This window comes from Mesorhizobium sp. WSM4887, from assembly GCF_029625865.1.
In the GTDB taxonomy this organism is placed as follows: domain Bacteria; phylum Pseudomonadota; class Alphaproteobacteria; order Rhizobiales; family Rhizobiaceae; genus Mesorhizobium.
The window spans coordinates 349,239-376,007 of sequence record NZ_JARTVP010000005.1 but is presented as its reverse complement, the minus strand read 5'-3'; the positions used below and the strand labels follow the sequence as shown (position 1 = coordinate 376,007).

The 26,769-nt window shown below is 58.0% G+C and carries 25 protein-coding genes and 1 pseudogene; 15 read left to right on the top strand and 11 right to left on the bottom strand.

The features are described 5' to 3' along the window. Nucleotide 1: 1 nt before the first annotated feature. Both hydA and P9230_RS21060 read left to right on the top strand, forming a co-directional pair. Entirely contained in the window at nt 2-1,435 is a 1,434-nt protein-coding gene (gene hydA, locus P9230_RS21065; protein ID WP_278120759.1) for a dihydropyrimidinase, read from the top strand. A 189-nt stretch (nt 1,436-1,624) separates the two neighbouring features. After that, complete coding sequence (locus P9230_RS21060; RefSeq protein WP_278120758.1) at nt 1,625-2,599, top strand: nucleoside hydrolase; 975 nt, start codon at nt 1,625-1,627, stop codon at nt 2,597-2,599. A gap of 171 nt (nt 2,600-2,770) precedes the next feature. Here P9230_RS21060 and P9230_RS21055 read toward each other — a convergent pair. The 7 genes and pseudogenes from P9230_RS21055 to P9230_RS21025 form a co-directional block, all read right to left on the bottom strand. Then, nucleotides 2,771-2,979, bottom strand: a pseudogene (locus P9230_RS21055) (biotin synthase); the annotation flags it as partial. 66 nt (nt 2,980-3,045) lie between these two features. Continuing rightward, nucleotides 3,046-3,495 carry an aspartate 1-decarboxylase gene (gene panD, locus P9230_RS21050; protein ID WP_278120757.1) on the bottom strand — a complete coding sequence of 150 codons (450 nt, stop codon included), beginning with the start codon at nt 3,493-3,495 and terminating at the stop codon, nt 3,046-3,048. Between the two features lie 14 nt (nt 3,496-3,509). After that, the gene (locus P9230_RS21045) at nt 3,510-3,755 is read right to left on the bottom strand and encodes a hypothetical protein (protein WP_278120756.1); all 246 of its coding nucleotides are present in this window, start codon (nt 3,753-3,755) and stop codon (nt 3,510-3,512) included. Nucleotides 3,756-3,879: 124 nt separating this feature from the next. Then, nucleotides 3,880-4,761 carry a carboxylating nicotinate-nucleotide diphosphorylase gene (gene nadC / locus P9230_RS21040; protein ID WP_278120808.1) on the bottom strand — a complete coding sequence of 294 codons (882 nt, stop codon included), beginning with the start codon at nt 4,759-4,761 and terminating at the stop codon, nt 3,880-3,882. Nucleotide 4,762: 1 nt separating this feature from the next. Continuing rightward, nucleotides 4,763-6,304, bottom strand: coding sequence for an L-aspartate oxidase (locus P9230_RS21035; RefSeq protein ID WP_278120755.1), 1,542 nt, complete (start codon nt 6,302-6,304; stop codon nt 4,763-4,765). Then, a complete protein-coding gene (gene nadA / locus P9230_RS21030) occupies nt 6,301-7,275 on the bottom strand; it encodes a quinolinate synthase NadA (RefSeq protein WP_278120754.1) in 975 nt (324 codons plus the stop codon). The genes P9230_RS21035 and nadA overlap by 4 nt, the downstream gene beginning before the upstream one ends. Before the next feature lie 66 nt (nt 7,276-7,341). Continuing rightward, nucleotides 7,342-8,310 carry a hypothetical protein gene (locus tag P9230_RS21025; RefSeq protein ID WP_278120753.1) on the bottom strand — a complete coding sequence of 323 codons (969 nt, stop codon included), beginning with the start codon at nt 8,308-8,310 and terminating at the stop codon, nt 7,342-7,344. Nucleotides 8,311-8,884: 574 nt separating this feature from the next. Here P9230_RS21025 and P9230_RS21020 point away from each other — a divergent pair. Further along, on the top strand, nt 8,885-9,805 hold the full coding sequence (locus tag P9230_RS21020) for a GntR family transcriptional regulator (RefSeq protein ID WP_278120752.1): 921 nt from the start codon (nt 8,885-8,887) through the stop codon (nt 9,803-9,805). Nucleotides 9,806-10,449: 644 nt separating this feature from the next. Beyond that, the gene (locus tag P9230_RS21015) at nt 10,450-11,733 is read left to right on the top strand and encodes a Zn-dependent hydrolase (RefSeq protein WP_278120751.1); all 1,284 of its coding nucleotides are present in this window, start codon (nt 10,450-10,452) and stop codon (nt 11,731-11,733) included. A 19-nt stretch (nt 11,734-11,752) separates the two neighbouring features. Here the strand turns inward: P9230_RS21015 and P9230_RS21010 are convergent, their stop codons facing one another. Further along, on the bottom strand, nt 11,753-12,775 hold the full coding sequence (locus tag P9230_RS21010) for a hydroxyacid dehydrogenase (RefSeq protein WP_278120750.1): 1,023 nt from the start codon (nt 12,773-12,775) through the stop codon (nt 11,753-11,755). A gap of 478 nt (nt 12,776-13,253) precedes the next feature. After that, a complete protein-coding gene (locus P9230_RS21005; protein ID WP_278120749.1) occupies nt 13,254-14,123 on the bottom strand; it encodes a LysR family transcriptional regulator in 870 nt (289 codons plus the stop codon). Between the two features lie 114 nt (nt 14,124-14,237). Here P9230_RS21005 and P9230_RS21000 point away from each other — a divergent pair, with 114 nt between their 5' ends. The 3 genes from P9230_RS21000 (at nt 14,238) to P9230_RS20990 (ending at nt 16,626) form a co-directional block, all read left to right on the top strand. Further along, complete coding sequence (locus P9230_RS21000; RefSeq protein WP_278120748.1) at nt 14,238-15,452, top strand: pyridoxal phosphate-dependent aminotransferase; 1,215 nt, start codon at nt 14,238-14,240, stop codon at nt 15,450-15,452. Further along, on the top strand, nt 15,452-15,874 hold the full coding sequence (locus P9230_RS20995; protein ID WP_278120747.1) for a RidA family protein: 423 nt from the start codon (nt 15,452-15,454) through the stop codon (nt 15,872-15,874). The genes P9230_RS21000 and P9230_RS20995 overlap by 1 nt, the downstream gene beginning before the upstream one ends. Before the next feature lie 62 nt (nt 15,875-15,936). Then, entirely contained in the window at nt 15,937-16,626 is a 690-nt protein-coding gene (locus tag P9230_RS20990; RefSeq protein WP_278120746.1) for a fumarylacetoacetate hydrolase family protein, read from the top strand. A gap of 21 nt (nt 16,627-16,647) precedes the next feature. On the opposite strand, the gene P9230_RS20985 is transcribed toward P9230_RS20990, so the two are convergent. Continuing rightward, a complete protein-coding gene (locus P9230_RS20985) occupies nt 16,648-17,679 on the bottom strand; it encodes a biotin-dependent carboxyltransferase family protein (protein WP_278120745.1) in 1,032 nt (343 codons plus the stop codon). Then, a complete protein-coding gene (gene pxpB / locus P9230_RS20980; protein ID WP_278120744.1) occupies nt 17,660-18,403 on the bottom strand; it encodes a 5-oxoprolinase subunit PxpB in 744 nt (247 codons plus the stop codon). Before pxpB ends, P9230_RS20985 begins: the two co-directional genes overlap by 20 nt. Nucleotides 18,404-18,928: 525 nt before the next feature. On the opposite strand from pxpB, the gene P9230_RS20975 reads away from it, so the two are divergent. From P9230_RS20975 to P9230_RS20940, 8 genes are all read left to right on the top strand, one after another. Further along, entirely contained in the window at nt 18,929-19,708 is a 780-nt protein-coding gene (locus P9230_RS20975; protein WP_278120807.1) for a 5-oxoprolinase subunit PxpA, read from the top strand. Beyond that, nucleotides 19,705-20,316: an urea carboxylase-associated family protein gene (locus P9230_RS20970; RefSeq protein ID WP_278120743.1), complete on the top strand. Its 612-nt coding sequence runs from the start codon at nt 19,705-19,707 to the stop codon at nt 20,314-20,316. Before P9230_RS20975 ends, P9230_RS20970 begins: the two co-directional genes overlap by 4 nt. After that, entirely contained in the window at nt 20,313-21,107 is a 795-nt protein-coding gene (locus P9230_RS20965) for an amino acid ABC transporter ATP-binding protein (RefSeq protein WP_278120742.1), read from the top strand. Before P9230_RS20970 ends, P9230_RS20965 begins: the two co-directional genes overlap by 4 nt. A 9-nt stretch (nt 21,108-21,116) precedes the next feature. Then, entirely contained in the window at nt 21,117-21,767 is a 651-nt protein-coding gene (locus P9230_RS20960) for an amino acid ABC transporter permease (RefSeq protein ID WP_278120741.1), read from the top strand. Nucleotides 21,768-21,783: 16 nt separating this feature from the next. Then, on the top strand, nt 21,784-22,752 hold the full coding sequence (speB, locus tag P9230_RS20955) for an agmatinase (RefSeq protein ID WP_278120740.1): 969 nt from the start codon (nt 21,784-21,786) through the stop codon (nt 22,750-22,752). Nucleotides 22,753-22,861: 109 nt separating this feature from the next. Next, nucleotides 22,862-23,527, top strand: coding sequence for a GntR family transcriptional regulator (locus P9230_RS20950; RefSeq protein WP_278120739.1), 666 nt, complete (start codon nt 22,862-22,864; stop codon nt 23,525-23,527). 52 nt (nt 23,528-23,579) lie between these two features. Then, the gene (locus P9230_RS20945; RefSeq protein ID WP_278120738.1) at nt 23,580-24,767 is read left to right on the top strand and encodes a carboxyl transferase domain-containing protein; all 1,188 of its coding nucleotides are present in this window, start codon (nt 23,580-23,582) and stop codon (nt 24,765-24,767) included. 5 nt (nt 24,768-24,772) lie between these two features. Further along, nucleotides 24,773-26,746: an acetyl-CoA carboxylase biotin carboxylase subunit gene (locus tag P9230_RS20940; protein WP_278120806.1), complete on the top strand. Its 1,974-nt coding sequence runs from the start codon at nt 24,773-24,775 to the stop codon at nt 26,744-26,746. Nucleotides 26,747-26,769: the final 23 nt, after the last annotated feature.

Sequence of the window (26,769 nt, the reverse complement as noted above, 5' to 3'; positions counted from 1 at the left end):
CATGCAGAGATACGATTTGGTTATCCGCGGTGGCACCGTTGTCACCGCAGCCGATACAGTGCGCGCTGATGTCGGCATCAGTGGCGGCCGCATTGTTGCCGTCGGGGAGAATCTGGATCGCTCCGACAACGAGGTTCGGGCGGACGGGCTCCTTGTCATGCCGGGGGGAATAGACAGCCACGTCCACCTGGCGCAGCCGGCGTTTGGCGGACCCGCGATGGCTGACGGATTTGAAAGCGGGACCCGGTCGGCCATCGCCGGTGGAAACACGACGGTCATACCTTTTGCGCTTCAGCCTCGGGGTGCCTCGTTGAGAGCCAGCGTGCTCGACTATCACAAAGAGGCCGACGGCAAGAGCTATTGCGACTATGGCTTCCACCTGATCGTTTCGGATCCCACCCCCAGTGTTCTGGGCCAGGAGCTCCCGTCGCTCGTCAGCGACGGCTATACGTCATTCAAGGTCTTCATGACCTATGAAGACCTTGTACTGAGTGACCGCCAGATCCTGGAAGTGTTCGATTGCGCACGCGGCTGCGGGGCGCTCGTGATGGTCCATTGCGAGGGATACGACGCGATCCGGTTCATGACGGAGAAGCTCGAGCTGGCCAGCAAGAAAGCTCCGTACTACCACGCGGTCTCCAGGCCGGAATCAGTCGAGCGGGAAGCGACCCATCGCGCCATTAGCCATGCCGAGCTTACAGACGTGCCGATCATGATCGTTCACGTTTCCGGCCGCGAGGCCATGGAGCAACTGCGCTGGGCGCAACAGAAGGGACTAAAGGTCTACGGCGAAACGTGTCCCCAGTATGTTGCCCTCACAGCGGATGACCTGAAGGGGCTCAACATGGACGAGAGCGGCGGAAAATACGTCTGCTCGCCTCCTCCGCGCGACACGGCCAGCTGGGCCGCGATTTGGGAAGGCATAAAGTCAGGCGTTTTTCAGACGTTCTCATCCGATCACTGTCCCTTCTTCTACGAGGGGGAGATGGGAAAGCTCAATGCAAAGGCAAGAACCTCTTTCAAGTGGGTGCCCAACGGTATTCCTGGTGTTGAAACCAGGCTTCAAATTCTTTTCTCAAAAGGCGTCGTCGAGGGGCGAATTACGCTAAACGAATTCGTCGCGCTGACTTCCACCAACCATGCCAAGATGTATGGCCTTTACCCTAAAAAAGGGTCGATTGCGCCGGGCTTTGACGCCGACATCGTCCTTTGGGATGCAAACCGCAAAGAGACCATCCGCCAGGAACTCATGCATCACGGCGCCGACTACACGCCCTACGAGGGCATTGAAATCACGGGGTGGCCTGTAATGACGTTCCTGCGAGGGAAAAAGGTTATGGAGAACGGCGAAATCCTGGGTACGCCGGGCGATGGTAATTTCCTTCCTCGCGAGTTGTCGCCGTACGCTGCGCCAGTTGACCGGACCGATCATTGAACAATTGCATCTAGAAGGCGAGGGAGTCGCAGACGACGAAGCGTTTGGTGCTAGGCTCGAAACTGGATCCTCTCAGAATCTATGCTCCAGTCCTCGCGCAAAAGCAGACAAGCCTTCGCGTCAAACCATGGGGTAAGTGGTTTCGGCTTGTTTGATAAATCAGTTAGTTACGATCCTCTGAGGTGAATTATGGAAAAGATCATCCTGGACTGCGACCCTGGGCACGACGACGCCATCGCCATCCTGCTCGCGGCAGGCAACCCGAACATCGACCTCCTCGGCATCACCACGGTTTCGGGCAACCACAATGTCGAGAACACCACTCGCAACGCGCTTTCTGTCTGCACCGCCTATGGCATCAAGGTGCCGGTGGCGAAGGGCTCGCCCGGCCCTTTGATCATCGATCAGGTGCTGGCTGTCGAGATCCATGGCGAGACCGGGCTCGACGGCCCCGTGCTGCCGCCGGCCTCCTTCGAGCTCGTCAGGCGGCATGCCGTCGACTTCATCATCGACACCGTCATGGCGCATGAGCCGAAGACCGTCACGCTGGTGCCGGTCGGCCCCTACACCAACATCGCCCTGGCCATCCGCAAGGATCCGCGCATCATCGGGCGGGTGAAGAAGGTCGTCGCCATGGGCGGCAGCTACACGCGCGGCAACATTACCCCAGCGGCCGAGTTCAACATTTACGCCGATCCAGAGGCCGCTGACGCGGTGTTCCGCGCCAATTGGGACGTCACGATGGTCGGGCTCGATCTGACGCACCAGGCTCTGGCCACCAAGGCACTGCAGGACAGGGTGCGCGCCGTCGGCGGCCCGATTGCCAAATTCGTCCTCGACATCTGGGAATTCATCGCGACCACGCATGGCGGCCTGCTGCAGATCGAATATCCCGCCGTCCATGACGCCTGCTGCGTCGCGGCCATGATCGACGGAAGCGTGTTCACCACCGAGAAGGCCGACATCCGCGTCGAGATCGCTGGACGCTGGACCAAGGGCATGACGGTCTGCAATTTCGAGAAGATGGGCGGCATGCACCATTTCGGCGGCACGGCAAGCGAGCAGGTGAACTTCCGCCACAACGTGGCGATGAAGCTCGACCATCAGAAATTCTGTGATTTGATCGTGGATGCGCTCGAGCGCCTCGCCAGCCAAAAGACGTGAGCCGGACGCTATTTCCGATGCAGGACAAGTCCTTGTCCCAAGGAAATAACCGATATTCCGGGAAATCGCCGCAGCCGACGCTGAAAGCGGAGAAATGCCTTGGACCGTGCGCTGAGCAATTGGCTGGACATCCCCTCGTTTGGCTTGCGATGCGGCAAACTTCAGGATTCAATCCTCGGGGCAGCCGCCAGTCTTGATCGACAGCAGGCGCGAAAGCTGCACCCGGTTGGGTCGAAATTCTCGCGGTGGACGGTCTGGGCTCGGAAAAGCAGATCGTTGAACGGCAGGTCGTAGATTGCCTCGGCTGCTTGCCGGGTCCATTGCGGGGACCCTGGGTTGATCGGCTCACCAGTCGTGTCCACATGTAGCTGCGAGTTCATTCTACCTCCGCTTCAAGGGTTATCCCGGCGGCCAGCAATCCAAAGACCGGCCGCCGAGCCGAATTTCTATTTGGCAACAAGCGCGGGTATGGGCAGTGGCTTGCCAGCGACGTCTAATATCGAAAAACTGTAACCTCCGCTTGCGGTGATCACGACCGAATAGGTCAATCGGTCGACGATGCAATTGTCCTTGTCGAAGGTTAGCACGCGCGGCTTGAGCGCGGTTAGCTCCCTCTCCTGCACATAGACCGAATTGCAGATGATGACCTGATCGCCTGGCTGGCAGGTCCGGGCCGCGGCGCCGTTGAGGATGCAGCAGCGGGACCCTCGTTCGCCAAGGATCACATAGGTTGAGATCCGTGCGCCCGAGTCCTTGTTCCAGATATCGACGAATTCCATCGGCAGGATGCCCGCCTCCTCGCAATGGTCGGGATCGAGCGTGATCGAGCCATGGTAGTTGAGATTGGCCTCGGTGACGTGGATGCCGTGCAGCTTGCCGGCGACGATTTTGCGCATCCTATCCTCCAGAGCTACTTGCAATCCCAACCCGGCCTCTGGTGGTCGTTGGCCGTCTCGGTGCCTATCGTCGTTTCTTCGACTTGAGCGGCTGAGCGCTCTTTCCTGATCGCGTCGCAGGATTCGGTGAAGGCGACGTCCAGCAGATAGCCGAGAAAATCCAGCCCGTGAGACGCAGCCGTCTGGCGCAGTTCGTCGAGGCGGCAGATGATAGAGCTAAGGGCGTCGCCTCGGGCCGTTGCTAGCTCCCTGTCCGTCATTTCGCCCCTCGCCAATTTGAACGGTATCCCTTGGTCGCGTAGTGGTTGCAGGCGCTTTGAGGACGGCACCGGCCACGCCTCCCGCCCGGCGCATTCCGGCGAGTGCGTTTCATTGCCCGTTCCATCAGTTCAAACGTCTGCTGCAATTCCCGTCGACCGGGACATCCAACCCGATGTCGAGGATCGGCGCGCTGTGGGTAAGCCAGCCAACCGAGATCAGGTCGACGCCGGTCGCCGCAATTGCGGCGACGCTCGCCCGCGTCACCCGTCCGGAGGCTTCAGTCACTGCACGACCGCCGACCATCGCCACAGCCTGGACAAGGTCTTCGACCGACATGTTGTCGAGGAGCACGGCGTCCACTCCCACTTCGAGCGCCATTTCCAGTTGATCCAAAGTGTCGACTTCTACCTCGATCTTGACCATATGGCCTATTGCACCGCGCGCTCGCTCTATTGCGGTGCGGATGTCGCCGGCAATGGCGATATGGTTATCCTTGATGAGCACGGCGTCGTCGAGCGCAAAGCGGTGATTGGCGCCGCCCCCTGCACGTACGGCATATTTTTCCAGGACGCGAAGGCCAGGCGTCGTCTTTCGCGTGCAGACGATCTTTGCGTTGTGACCGCGCACCGCCTCGACGAGTGCAGCTGTCGCCGTTGCAATCCCGCTTAAGCGGGAGAGAAAATTGAGCGCGGTCCGCTCGGCTGTGAGCAGGCTACGCGCCGGTCCGCTGACATTTGCAATGGTTTCCCCGGCCGAAACCTTGCCGCCTTCTGGGCACCTTAGCTGCATGCTGATTGCAGGATCGACGAGGAGGAATGCAAACATGACCAGATCGAGCCCGGCAACAACGCCAGCCTGCCGAGCGTTCAACGCAAAGGTCGCTTTGTAGTCGGAGGGTATAATCGCGTCGCTGGTGAGGTCGCCGGCTCTGCCCAGATCTTCCAGAAGGGCGCTGCGCACGATGGGTTCCATGATGATCTGGGGAAGCGGTGCAAGTGAAGTCATATCAACAGCTCCGTTCGGATGTCTGCCAGCTGAGCGCGACGGCATTCTCGGAAGCGGTGGCGAGTGTCAGTCGCGAGGGGAGGGCGGCATTTGCACGGCTAGGGAAATCTGATCGGTAGTGAGAGCCGCGGCTCTCCTCGCGCCGAAGTGCCGCGATCGCGATCAGCAACGCAACCAGCGACGGGTCGGCGGCCGCCCTTTCGCCAACGGCTATAGGCAACAGTGTCGCCACTGCGTCGCGCAGGGCCTTGCCGTTGCGCTTGATGCCAAGCGCATTGGAGACGAGTTGGCGTATAGTTGAAGGGTCGGGTCGCCGGGGAGCCATTGCGGGAAATCTGGGCCACTGCCAGCCGGCGCAAGTGCCCGCGACGCTTGCGGCAACCCAGGCGGCCGTTGTCACTGCTTCGGCAAGCGAGTTGCTGGCGAGCCGATTGGCGCCGTGGAGTCCGGTACGTGCAACCTCGCCGCATGCCCACAGGCCGTTGACGGAACTGCGGCCTTCGGCATCCACTGCCACCCCGCCCATGTGATAGTGCGCGGCGGGACGCACGGGTATCGGCTCCACGGCCGGATCAATGCCGGCCTGCTTGCAAGCCGCCTCGATCGCAGGAAATCGTTTTGCGAATTTGGCGCCGAGGCAGTGCCGCGCATCGAGATAGACACGATGCCCCGCTGCTAGTTGATCCGAAATTGCGCGCGCGACCACATCGCGCGACGCGAGCTCGCCGCCAGGTGTGCCGGCGAGGAAGCGATTACCATCCTCGTCCACCAGCATGGCGCCTTCGCCGCGCACCGCTTCGCTCACAAGCGGCATCGGCCGGCGCGCAACATCGAGCGCGGTGGGGTGGAACTGAACGAATTCGAGATCGGCGAGCTCCGCGCCGGCGCAGGCCGCAAGTGCTAAGCCATGCCCAAACGAGGTAAGCGGGTTGGTCGAGTCGTTAAAGAGACCCCCGATGCCGCCAGTCGCAAGCACCACACGGCGCGTGGGCAACGCGCATAGGTCTCTACGCAGTACTCCTAAAATGCCCACAATTCCGCGCTCCTCCACGACCAGGCGCAGTGCGGTCATGCCTTCCAGGATCTTGATCGAACTTGTCCGGCGTGCCGCGGCGAGCAAAGCGCGGAACAACTCGCGGCCGGTGGCGTCGCCGGCGGCATGTACGACGCGGCGGCGAGAATGGGCGGCCTCCAGGCCAAGCCGAAGCTTCCCGTCCAAATCGCGGTCGAAAGGAGCGCCAAGACGAACAAGGTATTCGATTGCGCAAGGTGTCGCCTCGACAACCCGCCTTGCGATCGATTCATTGCAAAGGCCGTCGCCGGCAGCAAGCGTATCAGTCAGGTGCAGTTCGGGGCTGTCGTCGGATCCGAGACTTGCCGCGAGCCCGCCCTGAGCGAGTGTACTCGAGGTATCGGTGCCGAGCGCGGTTCCGCAGAGGAGCACGACCGGTTGAGGCGCCAGGTGAAGCGCCGTCATCAGCCCGGCGATGCCGGCGCCGACAATGACCGGTGCCCCACCAATGTCCTGGATGTCCGGCTTCATACCGAGAGCATGCGCTCCACCGCCCAGCGCGCCCGCTCAGCGACATGCGGATCGATCGTGACGATGTGTCGATTCTCCTCGAGCGCGGTACGAATGTTGGCAAGCGTGACGCGCTTCATGTGCGGACAGAGGTTGCAGGGACGCACGAAATCGACGTCAGGATGCTCGACCGCGACATTGTCGCTCATCGAGCACTCGGTCATCAGCACCACGCGGGCCGGCTTATGCTGCCCGACATAGTCTGACATGGCAGCCGTCGAACCGGAGAAATCCGCTTCCGCGACCACCTCTGGCGGGCACTCGGGGTGTGCGAGCACGGTCACGCCCGGATGCGCTTCCCGCAGTTCGCGGATATCGGCCGCCGCGAAGCGCTCATGCACCTCGCAGCGTCCCTTCCAGGCGATGATCTCGACCTCCGTCTGCGCCGCGATGTTCCTTGCCAGGTATTCGTCGGGCAGCATAATCACCCGCGGCGCGCCGAGCGATTCCACCACCGCCAGCGCATTGCCAGAGGTGCAGCAGATATCGGACTCTGCCTTTACCGCCGCGGAGGTGTTGACGTAGGTGACGACGGGGACGCCCGGATAGCGCTGCCGCATCAGGCGCACGTCAGAAACGGTGATGGAGTCGGCTAGCGAGCAGCCGGCGCCGAGATCCGGAATGAGCACGGTCTTGCCGGGATTGAGCAGCTTGGCCGTCTCGGCCATGAAATGCACGCCGGCCAGCACGATGATGTCCGCATCGACCGACATCGCTTTGCGGGCAAGCGCCAGGCTGTCCCCGACAATGTCGGCCACGCAATGGAAGATCTCAGGCGTCTGGTAATTGTGCGCCAGGATCACGGCGTTGCGCTCGCGCTTCAGCGCCAAGATCGCGTCGATGTCGCCGGTGAAGGCTGGCCATTCGATCGGCGGGATCACCCGCCGGACGCGATCGTAGAGGGATGCGGCTGTTGGTAACGCGCCAATCATCCGCGCCTCCCAATTATGTTCTGCGTGACTATAAGGGGGATATATCTACGCCGACTATAAAGGCTGTCAAGCCCGCGTCAGCGGCAATTTTGTCCCAGGAACGACGGCACTGTCGTCGAGAACGGCATGGCGAAAGCGATAAAGCTTTGCCGGACGGCCGCCCGTATCGAGAGACGTCTCGCCGGTCTCCTCCACTAATTCCTGCTGCTCCACAAGTCTGCGAAAGTTCGGCTTGTTAATGAGCCTGCCGGCCAATGCTTCCACTGTTCGCTGCAGCTGAAGCAGCGTAAAGGACGTTCGCATCAGCTCGAAGACAACCGGCCGGTATTTGATTTTTGAGCGTAGCCTTGCGATGCCGGTTGCCAAAATACGGCGATGGTCGGCGACCATCGCCTTGCCTGAGACTGCCGCCGGGAGAGTTGTTTTCGCGCCGCCGCCTGCCTCCTCAACCATCGCGGCTTCGTAAAGCAGCTCGTAGCGGTGGAGCGCGAGTTCCTCGTTCCATGGGCGGTCGTCGAAGGCGAAGGCGATCGCCGCGCGTTGGCGGCGCTCGCGCCGGGCGGCAGCACTGCTGGCTTCCTTCGCCCAGGCAATCAGGCGCGGCTGCACGACATTCAACGCCTCCGGGGTGCCGGATCGATGATCTTCCCACGGAAAATAGTCATACCAACTTTTCCAGCGCGACTTTCGCGATACCGCCTTAGCTTCCTGCCGGGTCAGCGCTAGATAGCTTATGGAGATGTTGCGCTGCTCTCGCCCAGTGCTAATCCGGTCACGGTCGGCGAAGGTATACAGCTGTTCAATGTAGCCCAGCGGGTGCCCTGTCTGTTGCTCGACCCAGTCCCGCAGGCCCGATTGCAGCGAACGATGACCGAGCTCAAAGGGACCTGAGGGAAGGGCGTCACGCTGTCCGACCGTGAGAACACAGGGCTCACTCTCGGGGACGGCCGCGACAAGCGCGATCAAGTCCACATTGATGTCGCGACCCTTGCGGCCGGAGCTGTCTTGTTTGGTTCTTGTCGCCCGATCGTGCATGTTTGCATGGGGTCGCGCCGACGAGGCGCGACTAAACCGATTAAATAAACGTGGACTATACGGCGCCACGCGTCAACAGCGTACTGGTAGGATCATTTTGCTCCTTTCGTTTCCCCAGGGCTGTGCCAAACGCGACACTTCCCGAGGCTGACGCGGGGTAAGCAGAGATCCACTGAACTCTGTAGGCAAAAGAGCTTTCCCGTCATGCTTTGGTAGCCTTGCCCGGGCGTGTTTGGTTTCGCCAGCCTCTATGCCCACGCCGGCCTTACCAAAATCGGAAGTGTCTAGCGCTGCGCTTATATACGGCGTCCGCTTAAAGCGAACAGTGTGCTTGGCGTAGTCTGCGGTCAGATGGCGCGCTTGCGGCTCCACTTGAATGAGTGCCCACAACGTCTTACTGTTATGGCTTGACCATTGAGGCATTGGCTTTCATCACCAATCCGATGGTCCGATCTGCCGCCCTCGGGCTTCGAAGAATTAGAACTTAACCAATTGCAGCATCCAATCCTTATGATTCGCGCACTATTGATATGACGAAGCTGTGCGCATATGCAGGCCGAGCGTAACATCGAGTATGGCGCGACCATCTGGGCAAACTCAGCACCGTCTGGCCAATCAAATATTGAATTTGATCCGGGACGCAAAGTTTGAGCCTGGGCACCGCTTGCGCGAACAGCACCTTGCGGATCTACTCGGCTTGTCTCGCACCCCAGTACGCTCTGCGTTGGCACTTCTGTCCAGCTTGGGAATTGTCGAAGCTCGGAAAAATATCGGCTTTGTGTTGGTCAAGCCGTTCGACGCCCTGCAACGAGTTGAAATCGAGATTCCGGCTTCCGCAGATCAGAGGCTTTACGAAACGCTCATTCGCGATCGTCTCGCCGGCAGCCTGCCTGACTCGTTGACACAGACTGACATCGCGCAACGTTATGGAGTCGACCGCGTCGTGATGCTTCGCACACTGATGCGGCTAGCCGAAGACGGATTGGTTGCCAGGAACAAGGGTCACGGTTGGACCTTTCTCCCGACCCTCGATTCGAAACTTGCGCTACATTCTAGCTACGAATTTCGTTCGACTATAGAGCCGGCGATATTTCTGCTGAGTACCTTCAAGTCAGACCCCGCATTGCTCGACCGGGCGCGTATGCAGCACATGTACCTGCTTTCTCACCCTGACGTAGATGCGCTTGACGCAGCCGTGATTTTCGACACTGACGCGTCATTTCATGAAATGTTCGCTGAATTCAGCGGCAATGCCTTTTTCTTACAAGCAGTCCAACAACAAAACCGTTTGCGGCGTACGCTTGAGTTTGGCGGTTATCACAATCGCCGCAGAATGCGTGACTGGTGCAAAGAGCATTTGTCAATCATTGATGCTGTCGTTATCGGGGATTTGGATCGGGCCAGCGAGGTTATGCGTACGCATCTCCAAAACGCCTCTGAGACTATGCTCGCAATCAGAGGCATTAGCGAGACCCGAACATCGCGCAATCGGTGACGGCGTCTATTTGTGTTCGGTCGCTTTCTCGAGAATAGGGGCTCTTAAGATCCTGATAGGCCGGCCTTGCTTCGCCTGTCGGAGCATACAAGCGGCGCTAGCCATAATCTGGCAATCGCCAGTGCGACCTTGGATAGGCTGGCGCAGCGCGATGCATGCGACTGATGAGCTCTAATCTTCTTGTTGAATTCCAAGGTGCCGTGATCCCGCACATTGTGCATTCATTCCAAGACAGTCGCGGGCAGATTGTATTATTGTCGGCCATATAAGCAATTCATGCTGAGGTGAACGGTGGTGGTTTGTCGATCGTCTGACTTCGAACGCCGCTCTTCACGATCTCGAAATTGCTCTGGATAGAGCCTCTGCATGCGGCCTGTTGGATCACAGACGAACGCAGCAAAATTGGATATGGTGGTTTGGATTGTTTAATATGCACATTTATATGCAAAATTTTCTGGACAGATACGGATTCGTCGGTCTAGCGTGCAGTATTGAGGTTCGAAGGTTTCCACCCTGCGGCACCAACTGCCAGGGCCTTGCTCTCTCTGGCAGTGTCGGGTCGGGTCCAGATCGAGAAAAATTGAAGGCCGCGTTGGTTGGGTTCGTTGTGGACCTTCCGGCGGCTGGGGGCTTTGAGGAGTATCATGGCTGTTGCGTCTACGAACGGGCCTATCTGTGACCCCGACATCAATTTGGCCGCTCGCATGCTGGAATTACTCCGAGATGCAACGCGCGACGGCGCAGGTGTCACGCGCGCGGCATACGGTGCCGGCGAACAGCTGGCACATGATATGGTCAAAGAAGAAGCCGTGCGAATGGGGCTCGACGTTGCTATCGATGCCACTGGCAACCTCTACGTGACGATGCGCGGGTCCGATCCGAACGCAAAGACTGTAATCATTGGCTCCCATATGGACTCGGTTCCTATAGGTGGAAACTATGACGGAGCCGCAGGGGTGATCGCGGGACTGGCGGTACTATCCGGCTGGCATCGCGCAGGCTTCCGGCCTCGGTCGAATGTCGCTGTGATGGCCATCCGCGCCGAAGAGAGTAATTGGTTTCCTTATTCGTACATCGGCTCCAAAGGTGCGCTCGGTTTGCTACCGTCCGAGGCACTTGATGTCCAGAGATCAGATACGGGTCGCTCGCTGCGTGATCATATGTTCGAAGCCGGATTTGATCCCGATTCTGTGGCTGCTGGGGTCGCGCACGTAAAAACTGGCGAGACCCTTGCTTACATTGAGCTTCACATCGAGCAAGGTCCAGTACTCATCGGAGCTGACCGACCCGTATCGCTGGTCACCGGCATACGAGGGAGTTTCCGATATAGGCACGCTCGCATTATAGGCGAGTATGCACATTCGGGCGCTGTGCCGCGCGCTTTTAGGCGCGATGCCGTTAGCGCAGCCTCTGAGTTGGTGACGCGTCTCAACGCCGAATGGGTGGCAATGGAGGCTGACGGCGCAGACCTAACGTTCACAGTCGGCATATTTTCAACCGACCCAGTGCAGCATGCTTTCAGCAAGATTGCTGGTGAAGTTTCTCTTTCTATCGACGTAAGAAGCCACGTGCCAGATTTTCTCGAAGATATGCATGAAAGACTTACACGCTGTGCCCGGGAAACAGCAAGGAAATACAATGTCACTGTTGAACTCGGTCCAAAAACGGCCAGTCAGCCGGCCCTCATGGATGAGTCTATCCTTACGACTTTTCGCAAATCTATGTCAGACCTTGGCCTTGACTCATTTGAGATGGCCAGCGGAGCAGGGCACGACGCAGCGGTTTTTGCCAACGCGGGTATCCCGACCATAATGCTGTTTGTTCGAAATCAAAATGGAAGCCACAACCCGGATGAGGCCATGGAAATGGATGATTTTCGGTTGGCGATTAACCTGCTTGCCGCAGGAGTAGAGCGCTTGGTGGATTGAGGACTGATGCGAAAATCATTCAATGCCTGCGGCGGTCCCAGCATTCCGTATTGATCACATCGAGCCGACTTCCTGAAAGCAGCGCAAGAATGTGCTCTGCGGCAGCAACTGCTGTAGCCTCGAGGGCGTCCACAGTGGACCCACCGATATGAGGACTAAACACCGTGTTGGGCGCCGAGAGTATCGGATTGTCTGGCGACATGCTTTCGCTAGAAAACACATCAAGCCCTGCGCCAGCAATCTGACCGGTCTGAAGTGCATTTAGCAGAGCCCTTTCGTCGACGAGAGCTCCGCGAGCCGTATTTATCAGAATGGCCGTCTGTTTCATAAGTCGAAATTCTCTTTCGCCTATTATACCTCTCGTTTTGTCGCTCACGACACTGTGCAAGCTTATGACATCAGACTCTCGCAGTAGGTCATCGAGCAGAGAGGCTTTCTCGTAACCGAGCTCCTCCAAGCTTGCAGCATTTGTATGGTTTGCGAGAACGACGATGCGCATGCCGAAAGCTGCACGTGCCATAGCAGCGACACGTGTGCCAATGGCGCCAAAGCCGATTAAGCCCAAGGTCTTTCCTGATATGCCCCGCAAGTCGCGACGGTATTTGAAATTGAAATCACATTCGCGCACCGCGCGATCGGCGTCTGTAAGAGAACGCAAGGTAGCGAGCATTAGACCGATTGCATGCTCGGCGACGGAGCTACTATTTGCGCCAGGCGTATTGGCGACAGGAATTCCTAGCTTGGTAGCATGGCCTATATCGATGGCGTCCACACCGCTTCCATGAGAAACGATAGCTCGCAGTCGAGGCGCTCTGTCCATCGCGAAGGCTTGAAGACCAGCAGATCGCGTGATCACTGCGTCGACATCTGCGATTTGCTCAAGGACGGTCGCATCGTCGTAAGAAGGACATTTGCATACGATCACTCCACTCTCATTCAATTTCTCGTAGCCGGCGGAATGAATCGGCTGAATCACCAGGACTTTAGGCATCGCTTTGGTTTCTAAAGCGGCTGGTCTCGAATCTATTTGAAAAGAAGTCACGAAATTCTCCCACCGAAAATAGTACGACCACACTCATGGGAAGCCTTGCTGCAGTCTCATCAGAGGATCGTACATTAACCGTCAGATTAAACAATTCAAGTGGAAACTGCCTGTAGGCCACGCTTCGTGATCGCGGCTGTTGGCGCAGTGAATTGGATCCTTAATAGTCCATTCCGCCCTTAATGCTTCGAAGTCGCGTGGGTCTCGAGTCCGTTTAGGTCGACTGATATCGATGATGCCCCAACTGACTTATTTTTTTGAAAATGTACAATTATTTTCTTGATGAGATGCGTGCCGGACAGGAATAGAGCATCGTTGCGAATGGTCTGCCATGCCGGGTTCATTCCTCAATGGTTAAGTGGTTGGTGGATCTACCTGCAGCGCCCTTGCACGCTAAACGACGTCATGTACCCGACGTAAAGCGGCTAACCATCTGTCAACTGGCTAGACATATCGCCGGGGGTTGGACGCCGCGAGCTCACTCAACGTGGTTCTCAGGACAGCACTCCACAAACGCGCGCGTGGTTGCAATCTGTACCCCGGACTTGTTCCAGAGGACGCCTGTCACGCGCCTTTCCGTATGATCAAGTACGATTTTTCGAAGCTTAAGTCCCTCGGGCCATGGCGGAGCCCAGTCAGGTACGATGGAAATGCCAAGTCCACGGTCGACAAGAGCGGCAATCGCGTCAAGGGCGTCAAGCTCCAGCCATTCACGAACCTTGAATCGGTGCCGCCGCAAATACTGGTCGACCAGATGTCCGCCCCATTGATTGCGGTCGTAGCGAATGAAGGGATGTCGCTGGATGGCGGATCGAACGTCCTCCAATGGCATTGCCTGTGGAGCGATCAACACCAATGGTTCGTCCCTGACCGGCAACCAACCGGTGGACTTCGGCATTTGAAACGCCGGGCGTACCAAGAGTGCTGCATCGAGGTCGCCCTGGGTAACCGCGCTATAGAGATCCATCGACGAACCGGGTCGCACGAAATACTCGATCAGCGGGTGGCGTTCGTTGAGCCGCGAAATAATGCCCGGAAGCAACCCCGTTAGGGCAGTGGCTGTTGCGCCGAGCCGCAAGCGTCCCTTTGGTTGATCATTTGCCGCCAGTGCGCGCAAATCTCGAGTGGAATCGACAAGCATTCTGGCGTGCTTGAGGATTGCCAGACCTGATGCCGATGGCTGAACTGTGCGCCCGACACGCGTGACCAACGGATGGCCGACATCGATCTCCAGGGTATGCAGACGCTGTGCCACCGCGGCTGGCGTAAGGCCAAGTCGGCGCGCGGCGGCAGCGACCGATCCATCGTCGACTACAGCTATGAAACTCTCTAGGAAACGGATATCCAAGATAAAGATTTCCTACTGTTTGAACCTGCAAAAAATCATATTTTCTACCGTTCTTCCAGTGCTATTTAGGGGCAGGGCGCGTATGCGCATTTTATCGCCACGGGGCCGAAATCGATGTTCATCGAAACAAAGTTCATGAAGCTGGGCGTAGAGGGTGCTCCCGGTCAGGAGGTCCGGCAGAAGAATGCCGCTACGGATTTAAGCCTTCGCGGCGAACCGTTGAAAGGAAAACGGGTCGACTTCTCCCATGGGGACGTTGACGCTCATAAACCGACGCCGGGCTCGTTCGAGCTTTTCTCAGCGGGTGTCGCGGTAGGTGGCGCCCAGGCCTATACCGAGTATCGCGGTGATGGCGACATTCGCCGCGAGCTTGCGCCCAAATTGGCTGCATTCACCGGCAAGTCTGTCGATCCCGAGGACGGCCTGATCATCACGCCCGGGACACAGGGTGCGCTGTTCCTAGCTGTTGCGGCGACGGTCACGCGGGGAGACAAGGTAGCGATCGTCCAGCCGGACTATTTCGCCAATCGCAAGATAGTGGAGTTCTTCGAAGCCGAGATCATGCCTGTGCGCCTAGACTACGAAGGAGCGACGGATGAGAGGGCAGGGATTGATCTCGACCAGTTGGAAAGTGCCTTTCGGGCTGGCGCGAGGGCCTTCTTGTTTTCCAACCCCAACAACCCAGCCGGCGTCGTCTACTCCGCCGATGAGATTGCAGCGATCGCCTTGCTCGCCAAGCGATACGAGGCCACGGTAATCGTCGACCAGCTCTACTCGAGGCTCGTCTATCCAGGCGTACACTATTCCCATCTGCGCGCCGAGGCGATCGACGCTGATAACGTCGTCACCATTATGGGCCCGTCAAAATTGGAATCGCTTTCCGGCTATCGTCTTGGTGTTGCGTTCGGATCGAAGGAAGTCATTGCTCGCATGGAGAAACTGCAGGCAATTGTCAGCTTGCGCGCGGCCGGCTACTCCCAGGCCGTGCTGCGCTGTTGGTTTAACGAGGAACCGGCATGGTTCAAGAACCGCATTTCACAGCACCTGTTGATCCGCGATGACTTGATCGCCGTTCTACTCGACATCGATGGGGTGGTCGTCCGATCGCCGCAGGCAGGCAGCTATTTCTTTCCGAAACTTCCGAAAATGTCGGTATCGGCTGCCGATTTCGTCAGAATATTGCGACTTCAGGCCGGCGTGATCGTAACGCCTGGCTCTGAATTCAGTCCGCACACGGGAAACAGTGTCAGATTGAATTTTTCTCAGGACCGTGATGCCGCTGTCGAGGCGATAATGCGTTTCGGGTCCTTGATAGAAAGATATCGCTGATGACTGGTGTGCGAGGGCCAAAGCCTCAGGGCGACTATGTTCCTGCAACACGGCAGGGTAACCTAATTTTCACGTCGGGAATGACACCGCGTAAGGACGGAGTACTTACGAAGACCGGACTAGTTCTGCGCGACGCGCCGTTGGACATTTATAGCGAGGCGGTCGAACTGGCTTGCGCCAATGCGCTAGCCGCTGCCCGAACAATGTTGCGAGACGGCGAGAAGATCAAGACGATTGTGGCGCTGACCGTCTATATGGCAGCCGAGCCCGGGTTTACCGCGCATGCGAAACTGGCTGACTTCGCTTCGGCATTTTTGCGCACGGAACTGGGTGACTCTGGGATCGGGAGCCGGGCCGCTATCGGTGTCGCGACGCTGCCTGGCAACGCGCCAGTAGAAATTCAGCTTGTCGCCGCGACTTAAGATAGCTTCCCCGCCTCTGTCGCCGCTCCAACATGACACTGGTCAACAGTAGTGAGAGACATATGACAACCGATTTCGTGATGGCCCCGCAACCTGCGGTCACGCTGGCGGTGGAAGGCAGTCCAGCGCGTTTCCCTACAAACCGTATATTTTGCATCGGGCGAAATTATGCGGCGCATGCCGTCGAAATGGGGCATGATCCAAACCGAGAGCCACCGTTTTTCTTTTTGAAACCGGTTTCGGCCCTTGCGACTGATGGCATCTTTCCTTTTCCGGCAGGCGTTGGAGAGGTTCATCACGAAGTCGAATTGGTCGTGGCGCTGGGAAGTGGTGGCAAGGACATTGCATTGGAAGCCGCGATGCATTGCGTATTCGGCTATGGCATTGGACTCGATATGACATTGCGCGATGTACAGGCTGAAGCAAAGAAGCTCGGCCGGCCGTGGGATGTGGCCAAGGGCTTCGACGGTTCGGCGCCTTGCGGCGCAATTGTACCAGCCACCCGCATAGGGCATCCCACCAAAGGCGAGGTATCACTATCGATCGATGGAATGGAGCGCCAGCGAGGCAACCTCGATCAGATGATCTGGAAGGTGCCTGAGATGATCGCGGCGCTGTCCCGGTCGTTCCAGTTGAATGCGGGTGACTTGATCATGACCGGCACCCCAGCGGGTGTTGGTCCAGTCAAGCCGGGTGACCATCTTTGGGCGCAAATCGAGGGGGTCGGTAACCTGACAGTTCGTGTCGAATAGTCCCGTGGCGCCATGAACTGATCAGGCCGACGCGACACCGCCCAGTAGGTCGATTGTCCACCAATGATCGGGATGGAGCGGGGCGTCCGGATTAGAACGCTTTCTCACCGAGGCAAGCATCGCCTGGATCTCCTGTTCCGTGCTCCTTGCAATGCATTCAGCCGCGTCTGCGTCCACAGCCTCGAAACGCAGCGCCTGTCCCGGTCGCGCTTGCGCTACTTTGCGAAGATCAGCCCCGATGACAGTTGCGATCTTGGCGTATCCGCCTGTTGTTTGCCGATCCGCAAGAAGGATGATGGGCAGCCGCGTGCCCGGCACCTGGATGCTACCGTTGGCAATGCCGTCGGACACGATGTTGAAATCACCGGAATGCTCGATCGCTTCGCCTTCCAATTGGCACCCCATCCGATCGACCTTCGTCGACAGCCGGTATTCCGAATTGAGGAAAGCCGATATTCCTGCTGAGGTGAACAACTCATCCTGCGGGCCGAGCACAACACGAACCGCACCTAAATGAGATGGCATCAGTTGGGGATCCAGTTCCCGGCAAATCACTGGATCTGAAGGCGACCCAACCGGAACGCATTGACCGGTGCGCAGCGCCCCGCCGTCAAGGCCGCCAATATTCGATCTCGTATGCGTGGCGCGGCTACCCAGCACTAGTTGGGATAGGATGCCGCCTTCCACAGCGAGATAGCCGCGCAGTCCGTCGCGCATTGTGCCTATCGTGACGATGGCGCCTTGTTCCGCAATGAAGCTTGTAAAGGGCTCGGCAGGAACTCCATCCACGGTGATCGAGGCAGATGCTCCCGCGTAGGCGATATGGCATGGACCTGCGCGAACCCTGAACGTCATGCCCGTCAGTGTCATCTCAATCGCAGCGGCATTTTCGCCATTTCCCACCAAGGCGTTGGCCGCCCGCAAGGCAACCATATCCATGCCGCCCGACGCAGATATGCCGAAGCGCTGATAGCCGAGCCGGCCCTTGTCTTGGATGGTCGACAAAGCGCCTGCGTCGATGATTTCGAGCTCGTTAGTCACGATGATCCTCACGCTCCGCAACAGGTTCCCCTGCTTCCGCGGCCTGAAGTTGACGGTCATATTCACCCTGCGTCACCGGGTGAAAACGCAGATAGTCTCCAGGTTCAAAGAGGAATGCCCCGGACTGACGCGCCGGATCGTAGGTGCGCACCGCCGTCCTTCCCAGCATGTGCCACCCACTTGGAATTTCCAGCGGTGGCGACACCGCGGTTTGCATGCCACCGACGGATATGCTGCGGGGTGGGGTTTTCAGTCGAGGTTCGGTGCGGCGGCTAGTGTGAAGGAGCGGATCGAGTCCCCCAAGATAGGCGAAACCGGGCGCGAAGCCGATCATATAGATGCGATAAGTAACAGCCGCGTGTCTTGTGACGACCTCTGCTTCATCGATTCCATGTGTGCGGGCGACAAACGACAGATCGATACCGTGATCGCCGCCATAGCATACCGGTATGTGCCAAAGGCTTCCATGCCGGTCGGGCACCTTTGGTGCGCCCCACATGGAGGTGACTGCCTCTTTGAGTTCCGACTTTGAAAGCTGCAACGGATCAAACTGGACGAACAGCGAGCGATATGTCGGGATGACTTCGAGAACTCCGCGGAGTTTTGCTTCCCCCAAGGTCTCAGCGAGCGTCATAACGGCCGCATTTGTCTTGCCGTCGATCGTGCTGCCAAACTCGACGACCAATCCGCCTTCGGCTGCATCGAGGAACCGGAAGTTGCGCTTCGGCATCTCCATGAGAAATCAACCCTCCGACGTGACAAGCTGAGTCAACAAGGCAATCGCTACTCTGAAATTCTCCGGCTGCATCGCTTCGTCGGAGTTATGGTTGTTGCGCACCGAAATCATTGCTGACGGCTCTCAGTGTGGGATCGGCTTCGGAATCAAACATGAAGGCATGGAAACATATTCCTAGCTTTAAAATCCCTCTTGCGTTCCATTGGTATACCAGCGATACTCCAGATATCAAGCCTGACCGGATAAAGTTCGCTGGACTGTTGAAATTACCTTAGGGGAACTCATGACAAGCAAGCTCGACCGACGACTTCGCAAGCCATCTCGAAACGGATTTCGGGACCAACGAGGGCCGTTGTGATCCTCGTTGCGAGGGCCAACACGATTGCCGATGGGATCGTTGACGGAGCCTATGCCAAGCAAATGAAATTGCGGGATTCGATCTTCACGATCGGAGCCGATCCGCACCTCGAAATAGCTTGTCCGCGGATTTCCAACGCGTCCTTTCATAACGGAGTCCGACATATCGTGCGCACGATCGATATTAACTGCGACATGGGAGAGGGTTTCGGCGTCTACAAGCTGGGCGACGATGAAGCGATGATGTCCATCGTGACGTCAGCCAACATTGCTTGCGGATTTCACGCCGGCGATCCCCTGGTCATGCATAGGACGTTGGCTGCTGCAGCGGCCAACGGAGTCAATGCCGGAGCGCATCCGAGCTTTCTCGACCTTTGGGGGTTCGGTCGTCGGCGCATCTTGGATGAGAGCCCTGAGGACATCGCCAAGCAGATAACATATCAGATCGGCGCCTTAGGCGCGTTAGCAGCGAGCCAGGGAATCAAGCTAGCGCATGTCAAGACACATGGCTCCCTGGGGAACATGGCTGCTGAAGATCCGGCTTTGGCTGCTGCGATTACAAGGGCGATAGCGGCGCTGGACAGCAATTTGTCCTTTATCGTCATGCCTGCCATGGCCACGGAAAAGGCGGCGATCAACGCGGGCGTAAAGCCGATACGCGAGATCTACGCTGATCGTGCTTACGCCGACACCGGAAATCTGTTGTCGCGTAAGCTTGCCGGGGCTGTGATCCACGACCCTGACCTCGCAGCTGACCGAGTTCTGCGCATGATCGAAGCGGAAGCTGTGATCTGCGAGTCCGGGAAGCGTATCCCCGGGCGCATAGACAGCGTTTGCGTTCACGGCGACTCGCCCGACGCCGTGTCCATGGCCGGCCGCTTGCGAGAGCGTCTCGAGCAAGCAGGATATACGGTTGCGCCGCCTTCCAAGGTTGATAAGTCCTCATGAAGAACCTTTCTGTCGTGAAAGCAAGTCACGGTCGCGCATTCGCCGTCAGGGCCGGCGACCATATTCGCATTGCCACCCCCGCCGGTACGCAGGTATCGGATACATGGGCGTTCGCCGCAAACGATCTACACGAACATCTTTCGATGGATCATACGCGGTCGGTCAACTCCAACATCTTCGTCGACCTCGGGACGCGTCTTGTCTCCAACCATCGTCGGCTGATGATGACGGTCGTCGAGGACACCACACCGGGACATCATGACACGCTTCTTTGTCCGTGCAGTTCGGAGATTTACCGTGAACTTGGCGGGCCGGCGGATCATCGCAGCTGCACTGGAAATCTGCATGATGCACTGGATGAAATCGGTCTCAAAGTTTCTTTCACCCCTGCGTCGCTCAATCTTTTCATGAATGTGCCGGTGGCGTCCGATGGCAGCGTTGACCGCCTGCCACCTCGTTCGGTCGCGGGCGACTCTGTAGTCCTTCGCGCCGAGATGGACCTGACGCTGGTTATTTCCGCCTGTCCGCAGGACATCACGCCGATCAATGGCGATGCTCGCACGCCGACGGATCTGCATATTGAGATCTGGCCGGGAGACGCCTCATGACGCGTCCCGAACAGGTACAGAACGGCACGCCTCTTCTGAAACTTCAGGACATCGAGAAAAGCTTCGGCGACCTGAAGGTGTTGAAGGGTGTTTCTGTCGAGGTGGCCCGAGGCGAGATCGTCGCTATCATCGGCGGCAGCGGCTCCGGCAAATCGACACTGCTGCGCTGCGTGAACCTGATGGAGGTTCCGACCGCAGGCCGAATCGAGTTCCAGGATTTCGTCGTCAATTTCGGCGAGAATCGGAAGAACAGAATAAGCGGCGAGTATCTTAGGCAGCTACGCGCCCAGATCGGCATGGTTTTCCAAAGTTACAATCTCTGGCCACACAAGACAGTGATAGAAAACGTCATGCACGCTCCGATGATCGTGAAAGGCATCAGCCGTCGCGATGCGGAGGAGCAGGCCGAGCAGCTTCTGGCTCGCATTGGCTTGGCGGAGCGCCGTAATCATTACCCGTCGCAGCTTTCTGGGGGTCAGCAGCAGCGGGTGGCAATTGTGCGCGCACTCGCCATGCAGCCGAAGGCTATGCTTTTCGACGAAGTGACTTCGGCGCTTGATCCCGAACTCGTTGGCGAAGTGCTCAGTCTTATGGCGGAGCTCGCGAACGAGGGAATGACAATGCTGATCGTAACGCACGAGATCGCGTTCGCCCGTGATGTGAGCTCACGTACGTTGTTCTTTGATCGTGGTGTGATTGCGGAATCGGGACCGTCGAAAGAGCTGCTGCGCAATCCCCAGAGCGACCGGCTGCGGCAATTCCTGAGCCGCGTCCTGCATGAAACCTATTGAGGCGCGCGCATGAGCAACAATCTTTGGGTCTATGCCCCGGGCTTTCTGAATGCTGCCTGGATCGTGTTTGCAGTCACAATTCTTGTCATCATCGTAAGCTGGATTTGCGGTCTCGCTGCGGCACTCGGCAGGACTTCGAGCCTTAAGCCGGTACGCTGGCTATGCAGCTTTTACATCTGGTTCATCCGCGGAACTCCAACGCTGATCCAGGTCTTCATCGTCTATTTTGGCTTTCCGCAGCTTGGTTTAAAACTCTCGCCTTTTGTGGCCGGCGTTCTGGCGCTGGGGGTGAATTCGGGAGCCTATGTGGCCGAGATAATTCGCGCTGGACTTTCAGCGATCCCACGCGGCCAGATGGAATCCGCCATGGCTCTCGGGATTTCCCGCCACAAAACGATGACCACAATTATCTTGCCGCAGGTCTTCCGGATCATTCTTCCACCATTGACTAACGAGGCAATTACTTGCTTGAAGAACACATCGTTGCTGTCAACTATAACTGTGATGGAATTAACTTTGTATTCTCAGATGTTGATCGCAACGACATTTCGACCGTTTGAATTCTACATCGCAACGGCCATAATTTACCTGGTCATGACGACTGTTTTGTCACAGCTTTCCGCCTATCTTGAGAGGCGAAATTCGCGAAGCCTCGCCTGATCGAGAGGAAAACATCATGACGAACATGCTCCCCATCGACTCGCTATCTCTTCCGCGCTTCTGCGGTGTGTCAACCTTCATGCGGCTAGAACAGAATGCGAGCCTAGAAGGCATCGACGCCGCCATTCTGGGCATACCGTCCGATTCCGGCGCACCTTATCGTACAGGTGCGCGCTTCGCACCGAATGCAATCCGCGCCATGTCGGTCATGCTGCGCCCAATCAATCCCTACCGCGGCGGCCTACATGTCTTCGAGGAACTGCGTGTCCGTGACGTGGGGGATTGCGGAGTCGTCCCAGGGTATCTTGAGGAAAGCTACAGGCAGATTGAAGAGGCCGTTGCAGCAATCGTCTCGGCGGGCGTGGTGCCGATGTCACTGGGCGGCGATCACTCGGTCACGCTTCCTCAATTGCGCGCCGTGGCCGCAAAACATGGCCCTGTTGCTCTTGTCCATTTCGATTCGCACAGCGATACCTGGGACAGTTATTTCGCCGGCAAACGGTATAGTGCCGGAACCCCGTTCCGTCGCGGCGTGGAAGAGAACATCATCGACACCGCACATTCGATCCAGATCGGAATGCGGGGCTCGCTTTTCTCCCCGACGGATGTCAGCCAATCGGTAGAGTTGGGATATGACGTCCTGACGACGGATGACGTGTTCGCCATGGGGCCTGAAAAGCTGGCAGAACATATTGCTGCCCGAACCACCGGAAGACCGGTATTCCTGACCTTCGACGTAGACTTCGTGGACCCGTCGGCAGCGCCCGCAGTGCAGACGCCCGAGGCGGGCGGATTCTCTGCTCATGAGACGCTGACGATCCTGCGCAAACTGAAAAACATCAACCTAGTCGGCTGCGACGTGGTCGAGGTTAACCCTCTCTATGACGGGCCGGGACAAATCACGTCTTTGCTGGCAGCAACCGTGATGGCCGAGCTTCTGTCCCTTTTGGCGGACTGCCGACGCTCTGGAAGACAATCCATATGAAAGATGGGAATCCTGGGCAGCTGATAGCGGAAATGATTTTGAGGGACGCCAGGTCACTGGAGGCAATCTTGGGAGACAGAAAAAACGGCATTGTTTGGAGGATTTGCTGATGCGCAGTGCGGCAGACACGATACTTCAAACTCCTGAGAAAAGCCTGAGCCAGCAGATCTACGATCGGCTCCTAACCATGCTGATTGAGCGGGAGCTACCTGCGGGTACCGTCCTGCAGGAACGCAAGCTCGCCGAAGCGCTTGACGTATCAAGAACGCCTGCACGCGAGGCGCTAAACCGTCTTGAGACAGAGGGTTTCATTTCCCGCCATCCAGGCAATTCAATGATAGTGCGTGAATTTTCCGCGCGGGAGCTGACCGAGGTCCTGCATGTGCGCGCGCTTTTGGAGGCGGAGGCTGTATCCCTAGCGATTGGCCGCATTCCTGCCAAGGAACTTGATGTCATCGAGACAGGTGTGCGTCGCATTCTGGAAGATCGAGATCCGGATCCGCTGGACGATTGGAAAGTAGATACGCTGCTACATGGCACGATCGCCGAAGCCGCTGGGAATGCGCTTTTGGCGAAAATGGCGCTCGAACTGCGGTTGAAGACACGAATGTTCAACCTGACGCATATGCCGGAGCGGTTTCGAGTAGGCCACCTTGAGCACCTAAGGATCATCGAAGCCATCCGCGCCGAGGACAAGGAGGCCGCCAAAGCCGCCGTTCGCGACCACATAGAGGGCGTCAAAAGCTCGATCATTCGGAAGCTGAGCGAGGTCTGAGCGTAATGCCTGCTGATGCAAAAATCCGCAGACGTTGCGGAGCTACCTGGAAATGACGAGCGCGAAAATGCCCGGAGATGCAGCTATCTGCGCGCGGGACTACCTCGATTTCATTTTCGATGGTTCAGGATGGGAGTGCTTTAGCGAGAGCTTTTGGCATGTCTTGGCCCGTGGGTCGATCGGTGGCGGCGAAGTACTTGCCTTGACGCTTGACGGTACGCGCTCGCCGGTTCCTGGACAGTCTCTGCACACGGTTGCGCGAGAGCTTCGCCGAAACGATAGTGCGCCTTTGATCCTCATTTTGACGCCATGTGAGATTTCTAACGACGCCGATCAGTTCCTGGCCCTCGGCCAACTCCTTGCGGCATTGGCACTGCGCAGAACGCACGGCCCGACAGTAGCTGTCGTTCTCGGACCGCTTATCGGACCGCTCGCCATACTGGCGCAGCTTGCCGACATCAATTGCTTAGGCCCGAGGGGAAGTTTGGCGTTGGCTGATCTTGCGACGACAAAGCGGGTTTCCGTGCAAGGTGAGGCCTCGGTATCAGTCGGCGATTTGAGCTGCACGTTTGGAACGGACGCTGCCGCGCTTCTCGGTCTTCGCCGTATCGCTGGTCTTCTCCAGAAAGGATCCGCACTTCGGATCGAGTTAGATACGTTAGATCGCGACGAAGACATTGCGTTCGAGCGTCTCGCCGGAGCCGACACGACCCAACATGTCGACGAGCGTCGCCTGCTAAGGCGGATTTCGGATGAGAGGGAGTTCGTCGAATTCGATAGTTCTGGCGGTTTGATGGCCTGTCTGGCGAAGATCGGCGGGCAGACAGTTGGTGTCCTGGCGAGTACCGGGACAATGTCAGGCGTGTTGGATGCCGCAGCGCTTGGTCGAGCCAGCAAGCTGGTGGACTTTTGTGGGCGGCAAAAGATGCCTGTCGTTACCCTGGTCGACTGCCCGGGACTTGTTCCCGATGATGCGACTTTGGGGGCGTTTGCCAACCTTGTCTCGACTTGGGCCGATAGCGGTGTCCGCGTTGTCAGCCTCGTAGTCAGAAAGGCTATAGGAGCGGCTGCTGCTGCGTTGATGCCGCCGTCGAACGAACAAGTCCTGTTCTGGGAGGGCGCGCGGGCTGGTCTACTGAAAGACGCCACGGGTACACCTTATGGGCAGGTGGTCGCTGGCCGCGAGACGCGGCGCGCATTGGTCGCGACTCTCGCTTCATTTCGGGAGATATCGGTTTGATCTCCCTGTTTCGCAAAATACTGATCGCCAACCGCGGCGAGATTTCTTGCCGCATTATGCGAACAGCCAAGCGATTGGGTATCGGCACGGTGGCAATCTATTCGGATGCCGACCGCGATGCTGCCCATGTTCAAATGGCGGATGAGGCATATCGCGTAGGGCCGCCACCGGCTGCGCAATCTTATTTGGATATTGGTCGCATCGTCGAAATCTGCCGGGGGGCGGGGGTGGATGCGGTCCATCCGGGATATGGCTTCCTCTCCGAACGGCGCGCATTCGCCGAAGCGCTTCGTGACGCCGGCGTAGGATTCATCGGGCCCAACCCCGAAGCCATAGATGCCATGGGAGATAAGATCACGTCCAAACGTGTGGCAGCCGCAGCTGGAGTTTCCGTTGTGCCGGGCTATCTGGGCACGATTGCAAGCGCCGAGGAAGCGGTGCGCATCGCAGATGAAATCGGCTACCCCGTCATGGTGAAAGCATCGGCGGGCGGCGGCGGCAAAGGCATGCGGATCGCGCACTCGGCAGGTGAAGTCGCGGAAAGCGTAGAGCGTTCCCGCTCGGAGGCGGCGGCCTCTTTCGGCGACGATCGGCTTTTCATCGAGAAATATATCGTCGAGCCCCGGCATATCGAGATCCAAGTGCTCGGCGACAAGCACGGCAATGTCATTCATCTTGGTGAGCGCGAATGTTCGGTTCAGCGCCGCAATCAGAAGGTCCTGGAAGAATCGCCGTCGCTTTTTGTCAACGCTGAGATGCGTGAAGCAATGGGGTCTCAAGCGGTCGCGTTAGCGCGGGCCGTTGGCTATGACAGTGCGGGAACGGTCGAATTCGTTGTCGGGCAGGACCGCTCTTTCTATTTCCTCGAAATGAATACCCGTCTCCAGGTCGAGCATCCGGTCACCGAATTTGTGACGGGACTCGACCTTGTCGAGGAGATGATCCGGGTCGCTTCCGGGGAACCTTTGCGACACCGGCAGGAGGATATCCGCCTGACGGGATGGGCGGTCGAAAGCCGTATCTGCGCCGAAAGTCCGGAGCGCGGCTTTCTTCCTTCGGCAGGCCGATTAGACGTCTATCAGGCACCGAAGGAAGAGCGTGGTCGGCTGCGCATTGATGACGGCGTAAGGGAAGGGGACAACATACCCGCGCTCTACGACCCGCTGATTGCGAAGCTCGTCACATATGCCGATACCCGCAACGAAGCGATAGACCTGCAGGCAAGCGCCCTCGACCACTTTGCTATCGAGGGGGTCGCCACCAACATCGATTTCCTTTCCGACCTTCATCTGAATCAGAAATGGCGTCGGGGCGAACAGTCCACCGCACTGATTGCTGATGAGTATGGCGCATGTTTCGAGCAATCTTCGTGCGGCGGTGACGAGTTGCGGTATCGCGCTGCGGTCGCGGCAACGGCCCATGTTGCGGCCTTCTATGGTCAGGGAGGCGCGAACGGCCGTCTAGCGAATCCGATCAGGCTTTCCCTGCTTTACGGCGACAGCCGAATCGATGTCGCCGTCCTGCCGGAAAACGATAGTGCTGTCGTTGAGCTGGAGGGCCGTCGTCTATCGGTTGCGACGGATTGGCACCCGGGGGAACCTTTTTGGCGGGGCTCGATCGACGGTTCGGACGAGCACTTCAAGATATCAGCAACCGGCACACTTTTCGAAGTCGTACGTCGAGGCGTGCGGACATCCTTGCAAGTGCTGACCCCGCGACAGGCAGACCTCATTGATCGCCTGAACAGGACCGACAATGCGCCGCCAACTGGAGAACTCCTGTCGCCGATGCTGGGTGTCCTGGTCCGGTGGGTGGTTGCGGAGGGCGACCGTTTTGCAGCCGGCGAACCGCTCTGCGTGCTGGAAGCCATGAAAATGGAAATGGTGTTGCGGGCGGAGAGGGACGGTGTCGTCTCACAGCTCGCGGTCGCACCAGGGACGAGCATTCAAGCCGATACCGTCCTGATGCGCTTCGCCTGAATAACAATTTTGAAACTACGGAG

Bases quoted from the DNA above. Each gene is read 5' to 3' on its own strand.
- P9230_RS20995 (WP_278120747.1), top strand. From the start codon at position 15,452: ATGACTGGTGTGCGAGGGCCAAAGCCTCAGGGCGACTATGTTCCTGCA.
- P9230_RS20965 (WP_278120742.1), top strand. From the start codon at position 20,313: ATGACGCGTCCCGAACAGGTACAGAACGGCACGCCTCTTCTGAAACTT.
- P9230_RS20990 (WP_278120746.1), top strand. From the start codon at position 15,937: ATGACAACCGATTTCGTGATGGCCCCGCAACCTGCGGTCACGCTGGCG.
- nadC (WP_278120808.1), bottom strand. From the start codon at position 4,761: ATGACTTCACTTGCACCGCTTCCCCAGATCATCATGGAACCCATCGTG.
- P9230_RS21025 (WP_278120753.1), bottom strand. From the start codon at position 8,310: ATGCACGATCGGGCGACAAGAACCAAACAAGACAGCTCCGGCCGCAAG.
- P9230_RS21020 (WP_278120752.1), top strand. From the start codon at position 8,885: ATGGCGCGACCATCTGGGCAAACTCAGCACCGTCTGGCCAATCAAATA.
- nadA (WP_278120754.1), bottom strand. From the start codon at position 7,275: ATGATTGGCGCGTTACCAACAGCCGCATCCCTCTACGATCGCGTCCGG.
- pxpB (WP_278120744.1), bottom strand. From the start codon at position 18,403: ATGGAGATGCCGAAGCGCAACTTCCGGTTCCTCGATGCAGCCGAAGGC.
- speB (WP_278120740.1), top strand. From the start codon at position 21,784: ATGACGAACATGCTCCCCATCGACTCGCTATCTCTTCCGCGCTTCTGC.
- panD (WP_278120757.1), bottom strand. From the start codon at position 3,495: ATGCGCAAAATCGTCGCCGGCAAGCTGCACGGCATCCACGTCACCGAG.
- hydA (WP_278120759.1), top strand. From the start codon at position 2: ATGCAGAGATACGATTTGGTTATCCGCGGTGGCACCGTTGTCACCGCA.
- P9230_RS20950 (WP_278120739.1), top strand. From the start codon at position 22,862: ATGCGCAGTGCGGCAGACACGATACTTCAAACTCCTGAGAAAAGCCTG.
- P9230_RS21000 (WP_278120748.1), top strand. From the start codon at position 14,238: ATGTTCATCGAAACAAAGTTCATGAAGCTGGGCGTAGAGGGTGCTCCC.
- P9230_RS21060 (WP_278120758.1), top strand. From the start codon at position 1,625: ATGGAAAAGATCATCCTGGACTGCGACCCTGGGCACGACGACGCCATC.
- P9230_RS20960 (WP_278120741.1), top strand. From the start codon at position 21,117: ATGAGCAACAATCTTTGGGTCTATGCCCCGGGCTTTCTGAATGCTGCC.
- P9230_RS21035 (WP_278120755.1), bottom strand. From the start codon at position 6,304: ATGAAGCCGGACATCCAGGACATTGGTGGGGCACCGGTCATTGTCGGC.
- P9230_RS21015 (WP_278120751.1), top strand. From the start codon at position 10,450: ATGGCTGTTGCGTCTACGAACGGGCCTATCTGTGACCCCGACATCAAT.
- P9230_RS21045 (WP_278120756.1), bottom strand. From the start codon at position 3,755: ATGACGGACAGGGAGCTAGCAACGGCCCGAGGCGACGCCCTTAGCTCT.
- P9230_RS20970 (WP_278120743.1), top strand. From the start codon at position 19,705: ATGAAGAACCTTTCTGTCGTGAAAGCAAGTCACGGTCGCGCATTCGCC.
- P9230_RS20945 (WP_278120738.1), top strand. From the start codon at position 23,580: ATGACGAGCGCGAAAATGCCCGGAGATGCAGCTATCTGCGCGCGGGAC.